This is a genomic window from Moraxella sp. CTOTU48841 (assembly GCF_032061225.1).
GTDB classification, from domain to species: Bacteria; Pseudomonadota; Gammaproteobacteria; order Pseudomonadales; family Moraxellaceae; genus Faucicola; species Faucicola cinerea.
In genome coordinates, this window is record NZ_DAMBFQ010000001.1 from 194624 (window position 1) to 207079 (window position 12456).

Below are 12456 nucleotides of genomic sequence, written 5' to 3' on the forward strand. Positions count from 1 at the left end.
TAAAAAAGCCACCGAATGATTCAGGTGGCTTTTTTATTTAATTATCCATACTAAATTCTTCAGCGTAGCTATTCCAACCGAGTTTGGTACGGCAAGCTTCAAAAAAATCCACCCCAGGTGGGTGTAATAACGTGAGTTTGTTAGGATGCTTGTGAATCACTAAGCGCTGGTTTTGGTTGAGCGGCACCGACGGTTTCCCATCCGCACTCACCATCGGCTGGGTGCGGTTATCTTTATGGATGCGGATTTTGATTTCGCTATTGCCGCTGACCACAATCGGGCGGCTTGATAAGGTATGTGGATGCATGGGCACCAGACAAATGGCATCCATACTAGGATGAATAATCGGCCCGCCACCTGATAGCGCATAAGCGGTCGAGCCCGTCGGTGTGGAGGCAATCAGACCATCACTGTGCTGACGATAGACATTAAGCCCATCAATTTTTAAATGAAAATCTAGCATATGCACTGATTTACCTGCGTGCAGCACAATGTCATTTAGCGCCATATCTTCATAAATCACATGTGCACCTTGACGGATTTCCATCTTTAACAAGAATCGATCTTCAAGCTGATAATGACCTTGTAAAATACTGGTCAATTTTACGTTTAAATCATCAGGATAGATGTCAGTTAAAAACCCTAGACGTCCGCGGTTCACCCCCACCACTGGCACTTTGTGTTTGACCAGTACTTGCGCCGCATGTAACAGCGAACCATCACCACCGACCACAATGACCAAATCACAAGCACCGCCGAGCAAACTGCGCTCAATCGTAGCAATGTCGCCTAGACGTGCAAAACTCAATGCCGGCAACCGTGCCGTCTGATGGTCAATTAATAAAGGCAACCCTTGCTCATGAAAAAAGTCACAAATTTGGTAGATACTTTGAATGACACTTGGCTTGTTGGCACGACCCATAATGCCGATACGCCCAAAGGCAGGATTGGGAATAAGTGTGGACGTCATAGCAGAAAATTAACTGATAAAGATTAAGCTATTTTATCACAGCTTACTGGCTCACGTTATGCCCAATCAGTATTTTATATTACAAAATTGCTAACCTTCGTTGTGCAGTTAATGTATACAAACTCATTGCTATTTGCTAATTTAAGGTGATTAACATATAGCTAACTTTTGAAATTTTTTAACTCTTGGGAGCAAATTTTTATGGCAAATCCGATTATATCTCGTGCTGAACTTGCGGTTAGTACGACACCGATGACGGTCAAAGGGGTCATTCGAAAAACCTCTTTTCTGCTAGGTCTGACGACGTTATCGGGTGTTGGATTTTTTGGCTATTGCCTAGCTAGTGGCGTCACTTCAGGTTTTGTTAGTGTAGCGGCTTTAGCCAGTATCTTGGTGGCTTTTGTATTGAGTATGGTAATTATCTCAAAACCCCACATAGCTAAAACACTGGCAATTCCTTATGCAATTTTAGAGGGCATCGTGATTGGCGCGATTTCCCTGTTTGCGAGTATTAAGTTTCCCACAGTTGCTCCGACGGCGTTGGTCGCAACTTTTGTAACCGCTGCAGTGATGCTGGCGCTTTATCGCAGTGGCGTGATTAAAGTCACCCAAAAATTTCGTTCTGTGATGATGTCGGCTGTGATTGCTATCATGCTGGTGTATCTGGTACAAATCGGGTTTAGCCTATTTGGTAGCTCACTGCCGTATTTGTTCAGTGGTGGCGTGGTGGGTATTGGTTTTAGCTTGCTGGTGATTGTGATTGCATCACTGAGCTTGTTATTAGATTTTGATAGCGTTGAGCGAGCCTATGCTGCAGGGGTGGATGAAAGCTATGAATGGGTACTAAGCGTTGGTATCTTATCAACACTGGTGTGGATGTACATTGAATTTGTGCGTTTACTACGTTCCCTACAAAACTAAGTTTTATCAAATAAAAAAACACGGTATTCTAAACCGTGTTTTTTTATGGCTTGCAGTTTAAGGTAATAAGCGTTCCATCACCCATTGGTCGCTATCTAGCGAATAGACAATGCGGTCGTGCATACGATTGGCTCTACCCTGCCAAAATTCGATTTTTTCTACCGTCAGCAGATAGCCTCCCCAAAATTCTGGCAAAGGGATTGGATTGTCCTCATACTGCGCAGTTAATTGGGCAAATTTGTCTTCCATTACCTCGCGGCTGGCAACCACACTGCTTTGTGGCTCGCTGACCCAAGCAGCTAATTGGCTATCACGGGGACGGCTATGAAAATACTGAGCGGATTGTTCACGGCTAACTTTTTGCACAGCGCCGGTAAGACGGATTTGTCTTTCTAGACTTGGCCAAAAAAATAATGCTTCAGCATTGGGGTTGGTCGCCAAATCACAGCCTTTGGCGCTGTCGTAATTGGTATAAAACACGAGGCCAATGCCCGTGTTATCCAATTGGATAATTTCACGCATCAGTAAAGTGCGCACACTTGGCTGCCCATCACGTCCACAAGTCGCCAGTGAAAACGCATACGCTTCCCCTTGCTTGGCATCAATCGCTTGTTGCACCCAAGTTTGTAGCAAACCAAACGGCTGCTCTGGCAAGTGTGATTCGATAAGCTCGCCTTGCTCATACGATAATCGTTGACTGGTAAAATCAATACTCATGTTTTATCCTTATAAAATGTCAACTTTACGCCATCACTTGGCGTACTTTTTCAGCAAGTTCATTGGCTAGCATATCGCACTCAATCTCATCATCGCTTTCGACCATCACCCGAATCAATGGCTCTGTACCTGATTGACGAATCAGTAAACGACCCCGTCCTGTCAATTTTTCTTCGGCATCTTTAAACGCATTTGCCAATTCTGGGAAGGTATAGGGATCTTGTTTTTGCGCCAATCTGACATTGACCAATTTTTGTGGTAGCTGGGTATAACCCTTCATCAGCTCTGATAATGATTGTTTGCTCTGCGCCATCACCGCAAGCACTTGCAGACCTGCCACAATCGCATCGCCCGTACTGGCTTTATCTAGCGTTAAAATATGACCCGATGATTCACCGCCCAGTACCCAGCCATTTTTCTCAAGTCCTTGCATGACATAGCGGTCGCCTACTTTGGCGCGCTCAAAAGCAATACCGGCTTTGTCAAACGCCAATTGCAAACCCATGTTGGTCATCAAGGTACCTACCACGCCATCGACTTGTTGCTCTGCTTGGGTGGCTAAAATATATAAAATGCCGTCACCATCAACCAACTCGCCTTTTTCATTGACCATGATGATACGGTCGCCATCGCCATCTAAAGCAATACCCACTTGGGCATCGTGGTCAAGCACTGCTTGTTGCAAGTTTGCCGGATGCGTAGAGCCGACATTGTCATTGATATTAATGCCATCGGGTTTATCGCCAATGGCAATTACGGTTGCACCTAACTCACGTAATACACGGGGCGCGACGCTGTATCCTGCGCCATTGGCACAGTCGACGACGATTTTTAGGGCATTTAAATTTAGATTGTAGGGGAAAGTGCCCTTACAAAACTCGATATAGCGACCTTTGGCATCCTCCACACGATAACTTTTGCCTAGTGCTTCTGGGGTGTCAATGACGACATTGATATCTTTGATTTCATCGATTTTTTCATTGATGGCTTGTTGAATTTCATCTGACAGTTTTTTGCCTTCATTGGAGAAAAATTTGATACCGTTGTCATAAAATGGATTGTGGGATGCGGATATCACTACGCCCGCATCAGCGTGAAAACTTCGGGTCAAATGCGCGATGGCAGGGGTTGGAATAGTACCTAGCATATGCACATCCACCCCTGCGGCATTAAATCCTGCTTGCAGACAGGCTTCAATAACATAGCCAGAGAGTCGCGTATCTTTACCAATGACGACATTGGGACGATGATTTTCGTTCGGGGCTGCTTGGTTGGCTAGCAGCACTTTACCCGTGGCATAGCCTAGTTTGATTAAAAACTGCGGATGTATCGGAAATTCCCCAAACTTACCACGAATACCATCAGTACCAAAATAACTCATTTAATTCTCCTTTGTCGCCCGTTGTTGTTATCACAATATAAAATTTTAGCATAGCAAAATTTCACGCATGTTGCGACATCTGTTTGTTTTTATGAGTCATGGCACAGCCTGTTACTTTAGGCTATAAAAACTTTGGGCGATAAATTGGGCCATAAAAAAAACTGGGTAGTTAACCCAGTTTTAGCGCAATCAACCTATCACTTAGTTTACGCGGTAATTGGGGGCTTCTTTGGTGATTTGCACGTCATGTACGTGAGATTCTTTCATACCGGCCGAAGTCACACGCACAAACTGTGGTTTGCTACGCATTTCTTCAATATTGGCACAGCCTGTATAACCCATTGACGAACGTAAGCCACCGGCTAATTGGTTGATAATACCGTTCATTGGACCTTTATAAGGGACGCGACCTTCGATACCTTCGGGTACCAATTTTTCTACCCCTTCTTTGGCGTCTTGGAAATAACGATCGGATGAACCATTTTGTCCTGACATCGCACCTAGCGAACCCATACCACGATAGGCTTTGTAGTAGCGACCTTGGAATAGTTCCACTTCCCCTGGCGCTTCTTCGGTACCGGCAAGTAGAGAACCCACCATGATAGAAGAGGCACCCGCTGCTAACGCTTTCGCCATATCGCCTGAAAAACGGATACCACCATCGGCTATCAGTGGAATGTCATTTTTTAGCGCATCAGCCACGTTGCTAATCGCTGAAATTTGCGGCACCCCGATACCTGCGATGATACGTGTGGTACAGATAGAGCCCGGACCGATACCCACTTTGACCGCATCAGCACCCGCATCACGCAACGCTAGTGCCGCATCAGCGGTGGCGATATTACCGCCAATCACTTGGATGTTTGGATAGTTCTTTTTCACCCAAGCCACGCGATCGATGACGCCTTTTGAATGACCATGTGCGGTATCTACGACAATCACGTCCACATCGGCAGCGATGAGCGCTTCAACGCGGGCTTCTGTGTCTGCGCCCGTACCCACTGCCGCGCCAACCCGTAAGCGACCTTTGCTATCGCGGCAAGCATTTGGGTTGTTTTCAGCTTTGGTGAAATCATTGACAGTAATCAAGCCTTTTAATTGAAAATTGTCATCCACAACAATCACTTTTTCGATACGGTGTTCGTGTAGCAAACGTTTGATATTCTCTGTAGGCTCGCCTTCTTTGACTGTAACCAATTTTTCTTTTGGGGTCATGATATTGCGAACAGGCTGGCTTAGGTTATTTTCAAAACGGATATCACGGTGGGTGACGATACCCACGACTTGATTACCTTCTACCACAGGCACACCGCTGATTTTGTTTTCTTTGGTGATGCGAAGCAATTCGCCCACACTGGTATCGGGTGATACGCTGATAGGATCAACAACCGTACCGGCTTCAAATTTTTTCACCCGGCGTACTTGCATGGCTTGTAAATCAATGTCCATGTTTTTGTGCAAAATACCCATACCGCCAAGCTGGGCAATGGTAATTGCCATTTGTGATTCAGTCACGGTATCCATCGCGGCAGATACGATGGGTAAATTTAGCTCAATACCGCGCGTCAAACGGGTTTTTAAATCTACCATCTTAGGCAAGACTTCAGAATAAGCAGGGAGTAGCAGCACATCATCAAAGGTAAGTGCTTCATCAACGATTCGTAACATAAAGACCTCGGAGCAGTTAAGAGTAGTTAAATAGTAATTAAAATTTTGTCGGGGTGAAAAATTTGACAGCCAAAAAACCGCAAAAGGCTGAACAGTTCCCTGCCCAGCCTTTGGATTTAGCGTGTTGTCATTGGTATGTTCAATTGACACCATCGTTTAGTTTTTGATTAACCGTCTATTCTAGCTAAAATCGATTAAATTATCAAGCTATTTAAATGGTGACAGGTTAAAATCAGCTTAAACACGGCGCCAAGTCGTGCCATTTTTACCGTCTTCTAGCTCAACGCCTTGAGCCTTCAAATCATTACGAATTTGGTCAGCTTTGGCAAAGTCTTTGTCCGCTTTGGCTTTCTTGCGCGCTTCGATGAATGCTTCAATCTCGCTATCACTTAACCCGGTCGTTTCGCCCACTTTCGCTTGTAAAAAATCGGTTGGATTAAGCTGTAAAATATTGAGCGGTTGTGCCAAATCTTTTAGCAATGTTGCCAATGCCAGCGCTTGGGCATTGCCTTCAGCGGTTTCAAGATTGACGGCTTTGTTGATTTCACGCGCCAGACTAAATAATACACTCACCGCCCCTGCACTGTTAAAATCATCGCACATCGCTTGATTAAAGGGGGTTTCAAATGGGGTTTTATCAATCTCACCAGCCTGTTCAGTTAAGTTTTCGACCGATTTTAACGCTTGATACAGACGCGTGAGGCTGGTTTGGGCTTCTTTAAGCGCGCTATCCGAGAAATTCACTGGACTGCGATAATGACTCGATAAAATAAAGAACCGAATGGTCTCTGGGTGAAACTGCCCCATCACATCGCGAATGGTAAAGAAATTACCCAGTGATTTTGACATTTTCTCGCCGTCAACATTGATAAAACCCACGTGCATCCAGTTGTTGGCATAGGTTTTACCGGTTGCGCCTTCAGATTGGGCAATTTCGTTCTCGTGGTGCGGAAACTGCAAATCATGCCCGCCGCCGTGGATATCGAAGGTGTCGCCCAAACAGCAGGTACTCATCGCCGAGCATTCGATATGCCAACCTGGGCGACCCACACCCCAAGGTGACTGCCATTTGGTCTCAGATGGCTCTGTTTGTTTGGCAGCTTTCCACAAGACAAAGTCAAACGGATTTTTTTTGTCTGTCTCAACATTTACCCGCTCGCTAGCACCCGCTTGCATATCGGCTAGGCGGCGCTTTGAGAGCTTGCCATACTCAGCAAAATTTTCGACCGCATAATAGACGTCGCCCGTTGCGCCTTGATAGGCTAACTTTTTGCTTTCCAGCGTTTGGATTAGATGCTGCATCTGCGGGATAAAATCCGTGGCTTTTGGCTCACTGTTAGGACGCTCACAGCCCAGATTATCCGCATCTTCATGCATGGCTTTGATAAAGCGGTCTGTCAACTGATAGATACTTTCGCCATTGTCCTTAGCACGGTTAATAATTTTGTCATCAATATCGGTAATATTACGCACATAATTGACCTCATAGCCAATATGACGCAGCCAGCGCACGACCACATCAAAGCCGACCATAACTCGCGCATGACCAATGTGGCAATAATCATACACCGTCATCCCACAGACATACATGCCAACTTTGCCTGCTTCTAAGGGCATGAATGGGCGTTTTTGTCCACTCATCGAGTCATATATGGTAATCGGCATGGGCTGTGTCAGCTGTGTCATGGGATAGTCACCTGTGCAAGTTGGGTAAAAAAGACAATCGGTTATCATACCGAAATTTTGTTAAAAGTGCTATGATTTGGCATATTTCACACTTTAAGGTCTCTACAATGGGCAATCGATTATCAAAGATTTACACCCGAACCGGCGATGACGGCACCACTGGCATGGCGGATGGTTCACGGGTGTCTAAGGCAGACTTACGTTTTGACGCCATGGGCAAAATTGACTTATTAAACTCCCAAATCGGTTTATTGCGGGGCTATCTTACTCAAGATAACCATACTCAAAACAGCCAAGACCAACCTAACCATGTCCAACCCAACCACGCCCAATTTGATGCTAAATTAAGCCGCTTGCAGCACCAGCTTTTCAATCTAGGGGGTGAACTTGCCATGCCCGAATACCGCGGGATTTTGGCAGAGTATGTGACAGAGCTGGAAAATCAAATTGATGAGTGGAACACCCATTTACCACCCCTCAAAGATTTTATCTTGCCTGCAGGCACCATTGTGACCAGCCAAGTGCATATCGCTCGCTGCTATTGCCGAGACGCTGAACGCCTACTCGTGGCACTAAACTCGCGGGATAATAATGTCTCACCACTCAGTCTACAGTTTATCAATCGTCTATCCGATTGGCTATTTGTATTGGCGCGTGTCGTTGCTCGATTGGATGCCGGTCAAGAAGTGCTTTGGGATAAAACCACCTTGTCATAACTCTATCACGATACTTTAAAAACGCTATCCATTAAAAACACTATACTTTAAAAAGCCATGCTGCAATTTAGCCAACTGTCTTACCAAATCAACAATCGAACACTCGTCAATCATGTTTCAGGTGAAATCCATGACCATGATTTTATTGTCATCACGGGACAGTCGGGTAGCGGCAAATCGTTACTGTTAAAACTGCTATCGAGCTTATTACCTATGTCAGCAGGTCACATCACCTTAAACGGCAAAAATTTGACCGACTTGACACCGGCTATTTGGCGCTCACAGGTGGCCTATATTGCGCAACTAAGTGAGATGATTGAGGGCAGCGTCTTAGATAACTTGACCCTGCCCTTTAGCTTTGCACTTTATAAAGACAAAAAACTCGATGTATCTTGGCACGAGCAGCACCTAGTTAACCTTGGCAAATCACCCCAGTTTTTACAGCAAGATAGCCGAAGCTTATCGGGTGGCGAAAAACAGCTTGTCAATTTATTACGTACGCTACAGTTGCACCCGACCATTTTATTACTCGATGAACCTACCGCCTCCCTTGATACCACTACCACCCACCAAGTCGAAACATTGATTAATCACTGGTATCAGTCCACTCCTAATGCCACCGTCGTGTGGATCAGCCATGAGCCGACCCAAATTCAGCGCTTATTGGCGATTGGCACTAGCCACTGGACGATGGCTAATGGTCAATTGATGAATGACGAGTTAAAAATCGATAGCAAAGTACCCGCATCAATGGCGCAAGGCAATCAGCCATGATGATGTTAGCCAGCACCATGCCGCCTATCTCCTACCTACAAGTGGCGCTGGCAAGCCTGGCATTATTACTGGTGATGGCAATCAGTGTTTGGTTAAAATTGGGTATCGTCAAATCCCTGCTCATTGCAAGTTTTCGCACGGTGGTTCAACTAAGTCTCATTGGACTGGTACTTGCGTGGATTTTTGCCAGAGAGCAATGGTATGAAGTGTTGGCAATTTTGACTTTTATGTCGATTGTCGCCACTATCGCTGCCAAACATCGGGTTCAAAAGCCCTATCAAGGTTTATTTTGGGATACAGCGCTGGCGGTATTTGTCAGTAGTTGGGTGGTGGCTATATTTGGTGGTGGGTGGGTGCTGTCAGATAACGCTGCTACGTGGTTTCGACCGCAAGTGATGATACCGTTATTGGGGCTGATTTTAGGTAATTCATTGACCGCTGTCTCACTCTCTATGAACCAACTCGTCAGCAGTTTTCATCGCGAACAAAGTATGATTAATACTTATTTGGCATTGTCCGCCACGCCTTGGGAAACTGCAAAACCCTATGTCATCGCTGCCATTCAAAATGGCATCACACCGACGATTAACAGCATGATGGTGGTGGGGGTAGTGAGCTTGCCGGGTATGATGACAGGACAAATTTTGGCAGGCGCAGACCCGCACCAAGCCGTGCTTTATCAAATTATAACCCTGTTTTTAATTGCCACCAGCAGTACCTTAGGGTGTACAATAGCGACTTTGCTGATGTTTCGACGGTTTTTTAACCCGCAATGGCAGTTTGTCATTCCACCGTCTGCCAAGACTTCTCATTAACCGTTGATTGGCTATCTTTCACTTATTTACTAAAAATTCTAATGACCCTGCAAAATTTCTTATTTTTTTTAATCAGTACTTGCCTTATCTCGGCAGCGCCTGGCTCTAATATGCTGTTAGCGTTCCAATTTGGTGTCAATTATGGCATCAAAAAAACCCTGTGGACGTTAGCAGGGCTGAGCATGGGTCTATTTATATTACTAACAACGTCACTGTTAGGGCTAGGGCTTATCAGTACCAACGCGCCTTTTTTGCTGACCATTATCAAAGTCGTTGGCGCGCTGTATTTAGCCTATCTTGGGATAAAATCTTGGCGCGAAGCTGACAGCGAATTGCACAGTGACCAGTTACAGGTAATACCGACCCGCGTGCAGCTGTTTAAAACAGGGGTTTGGGTGTCGTTGTCCAACCCCAAGGCGATTTTGTTTTTTGCCGCATTTTTCCCCAAATTTATCAATTTTTCCGCGCCTTTACTGCCGCAATACCTTATACTCACGGTGGGGTTTTTTATGATTGAGATAACGTGGCAACTGGTTTATACCATGAGCGGCAAAAAACTGTCAGATTGGCTGCAATTGGGCAATCGCTTGATGTGGCTTAATCGATTATGTGGCTTGATATTTATCATCATTGCCATGGCGCTCATCATTGAGATTTTTTGGCATTAGCGGTTCAAAAAAAATAGCGGCGGACGATATCGACAATCAATTTGAGTGCTATGAGGGTGAGTAGATATGGCAAGATTTTTTCTAGCCAGTCTAAACGGATTTTATGGCGCAGTCGGGTACCAAGCCATGAGCCTACGGTTGCCATGACCACCATCATCACTAGCAACTGCCAATAATCGGCAAACACAAATCCCATCGCCACATAAACTAGCAACTTAGCGGTATGCACCACTGTCATCATCAAGGCGCCCGTGGTAACGACGACATTGTTATCATCATAGTACTTATTGAGCATGGCGATATTGAGCGGACCCGGTGTGCCAACAAACACGCCCAAGCCCGTTTGTGCAAATCCTACTAAAAAGAAACTTTCAAAACGGCGAATCACGCGGTTAAAAGTGCTTGACCAAGTTATTAGTAAAATATAAGTGCCGATAAATAACGGAATAAGCTCTAAATGGATAAAGCGGACTAACACGCCAAATACCAACAGTCCCGTCAATGAGCCCGCCAAAAATTGCCAAAAATAGGTAAAGTCTAAGGCATCGCGCCCAAACCAAGCGCGCGTGGCATTACTGACAAGCTGGGTCACGCCATGCACTGGCACAATCGCTGCAGCAGGCAAAAAAAATGGCATCAGTCCAATGAGTATCATGCCGCCGCCCACGCCTGTGATGGCGGTTAAAGCAGAGGTTAATAAATTGGCTAAGGCGAGTAAGCTATCATTCAGCATTTTTTACCCTAAAATAAAAAACCCGACGTCACATCGGGTTTTTTGATGAGTAAGGGTTAGGCATCGTAAGGGTCGCGTAGCACGATGGTTTCGGCACGGTCAGGACCTGTTGAGATAATGTCAACGGGACACTCGATAAGCTGCTCAATGCGTTTGATATAAGCTTTGGCATTTTCAGGTAGCTTGTCATACTCTGTCACACCCACAGTGCTCGTTTTCCAGCCCGGCAATGTTTCGTAGATGGGTTTGACATTCTCGTAAAACTCCGCATCGCTAGAGCCGCAAACTTCACCACTTGGCAACTCATAACCCGTGCAGATATTGAGCTGATCAAGGTCATCTAACACATCAAGCTTGGTCAAGCAGATACCAGATAGTGAGTTTAGTACCACAGCACGGCGTAGAATCGCTGCATCAAACCAACCACAACGACGGGCACGACCCGTGGTAGCACCAAACTCTTGACCCACGGTACCAATGTGCTCACCGATATCGTCAAATAGCTCAGTTGGGAAAGGACCAGCGCCCACGCGCGTGGTGTAAGCTTTGGTGATCCCCAATACATAGTCAAAGTACAAGGGTCCAAGACCCGTACCCGTTGCCACGCCGCCAGCGGTGGTGTTTGAGCTGGTAACGAAGGGATAAGTGCCGTGGTCAACGTCAAGCAAGGTACCTTGCGCACCTTCAAACATTAAGTTTTTGCCTTCTTTGCATAGCTTGTCAAGCTCGCCCGTCACATCAGCCACCAAGTCTTTTAGCGCATCACGCCACTCTTCTGCCAACTTTAAGGTCGCATCAAAATCAACTGCGTCCACCCCATAGTATTGGGTCAAGGCAAAGTTATGGTACTCAAGGTTAGTTTTTAGCTTATCGGCGAAGTCAGCTCGCAACAAGTCAGCAAAACGCAACGCACGGCGCGCTACTTTATCTTCGTAGGCAGGGCCGATACCACGACCGGTCGTGCCAATTTTGTTGCTGCCGCGTTTGATTTCACGGGCTTGGTCAAGCGCTACATGCTGTGGCATGATCAGTGGGCAGTTGGGCGAAATACGGAGGCGCTCACGCACAGGCACGCCTGCTTCAACCAGTGATTGCATTTCTTTTAATAGCGCGTCTGGGGCTAGCACCACGCCATTACCGATGTAGCAAGTAACCCCTTCACGTAGAATACCTGATGGAATCAAATGTAATACGGTTTTTTTACCGCCAACGACTAAAGTATGACCGGCATTATGACCGCCTTGATAGCGCGCCACAGCACTGGCTTTTTCAGTCAATAAGTCAACGATTTTGCCTTTACCCTCATCGCCCCACTGGCTACCAAGGACAACGACGTTTTTTCCCGTATGTTTCATGATAAGTCACCTTTTATCAAAGTAATTGCTAAAAACAAGTTTACAACAGCTT

Annotated in this window: 12 protein-coding genes; 5 read left to right on the forward strand and 7 right to left on the reverse strand. The window is 45.8% G+C overall.

Annotation, left to right across the window (positions count from 1 at the left end; genetic code table 11):
* Nucleotides 1–37 precede the first annotated feature (37 nt).
* Nucleotides 38–970 (reverse strand): NAD(+) kinase, encoded by a 933-nt coding sequence (locus RT034_RS00785; RefSeq protein ID WP_007116759.1) that lies wholly within the window; start codon nucleotides 968–970, stop codon nucleotides 38–40.
* A gap of 201 nt (nucleotides 971–1171) precedes the next feature.
* Between RT034_RS00785 and RT034_RS00790 the strand changes: the two genes are divergently transcribed.
* Nucleotides 1172–1891 carry a Bax inhibitor-1/YccA family protein gene (locus RT034_RS00790; RefSeq protein WP_007116760.1) on the forward strand — a complete coding sequence of 240 codons (720 nt, stop codon included), beginning with the start codon at nucleotides 1172–1174 and terminating at the stop codon, nucleotides 1889–1891.
* A 57-nt stretch (nucleotides 1892–1948) separates the two neighbouring features.
* Here the strand turns inward: RT034_RS00790 and pdxH are convergent, their stop codons facing one another.
* From pdxH to cysS, 4 genes are all read right to left on the reverse strand, one after another.
* On the reverse strand, nucleotides 1949–2608 hold the full coding sequence (gene pdxH / locus RT034_RS00795; RefSeq protein ID WP_313012477.1) for a pyridoxamine 5'-phosphate oxidase: 660 nt from the start codon (nucleotides 2606–2608) through the stop codon (nucleotides 1949–1951).
* A 25-nt stretch (nucleotides 2609–2633) separates the two neighbouring features.
* Entirely contained in the window at nucleotides 2634–3989 is a 1356-nt protein-coding gene (glmM, locus tag RT034_RS00800) for a phosphoglucosamine mutase (RefSeq protein ID WP_313012482.1), read from the reverse strand.
* 201 nt (nucleotides 3990–4190) lie between these two features.
* Complete coding sequence (gene guaB, locus RT034_RS00805; protein WP_007116763.1) at nucleotides 4191–5657, reverse strand: IMP dehydrogenase; 1467 nt, start codon at nucleotides 5655–5657, stop codon at nucleotides 4191–4193.
* A 237-nt stretch (nucleotides 5658–5894) separates the two neighbouring features.
* A complete protein-coding gene (gene cysS / locus RT034_RS00810; protein WP_313012487.1) occupies nucleotides 5895–7343 on the reverse strand; it encodes a cysteine--tRNA ligase in 1449 nt (482 codons plus the stop codon).
* Between the two features lie 107 nt (nucleotides 7344–7450).
* Here cysS and RT034_RS00815 point away from each other — a divergent pair, with 107 nt between their 5' ends.
* From RT034_RS00815 to RT034_RS00830, 4 genes are read left to right on the forward strand one after another with little or no spacing between them, the layout of a single operon-like run.
* On the forward strand, nucleotides 7451–8059 hold the full coding sequence (locus RT034_RS00815; protein WP_313012489.1) for a cob(I)yrinic acid a,c-diamide adenosyltransferase: 609 nt from the start codon (nucleotides 7451–7453) through the stop codon (nucleotides 8057–8059).
* A 57-nt stretch (nucleotides 8060–8116) separates the two neighbouring features.
* Entirely contained in the window at nucleotides 8117–8833 is a 717-nt protein-coding gene (locus RT034_RS00820) for an ABC transporter ATP-binding protein (protein WP_313012493.1), read from the forward strand.
* A complete protein-coding gene (locus RT034_RS00825) occupies nucleotides 8830–9648 on the forward strand; it encodes an ABC transporter permease (protein WP_313012497.1) in 819 nt (272 codons plus the stop codon). Before RT034_RS00820 ends, RT034_RS00825 begins: the two co-directional genes overlap by 4 nt.
* A 41-nt stretch (nucleotides 9649–9689) precedes the next feature.
* Nucleotides 9690–10316, forward strand: a complete 627-nt coding sequence (locus tag RT034_RS00830) for a LysE family translocator (RefSeq protein ID WP_313012500.1) — start codon at nucleotides 9690–9692, stop codon at nucleotides 10314–10316.
* A gap of 4 nt (nucleotides 10317–10320) precedes the next feature.
* Here the strand turns inward: RT034_RS00830 and RT034_RS00835 are convergent, their stop codons facing one another.
* Nucleotides 10321–11049, reverse strand: coding sequence for a sulfite exporter TauE/SafE family protein (locus RT034_RS00835; RefSeq protein WP_313012502.1), 729 nt, complete (start codon nucleotides 11047–11049; stop codon nucleotides 10321–10323).
* A gap of 56 nt (nucleotides 11050–11105) precedes the next feature.
* Nucleotides 11106–12404, reverse strand: coding sequence for an adenylosuccinate synthase (locus RT034_RS00840; RefSeq protein ID WP_313012505.1), 1299 nt, complete (start codon nucleotides 12402–12404; stop codon nucleotides 11106–11108).
* Nucleotides 12405–12456 lie beyond the last annotated feature (52 nt).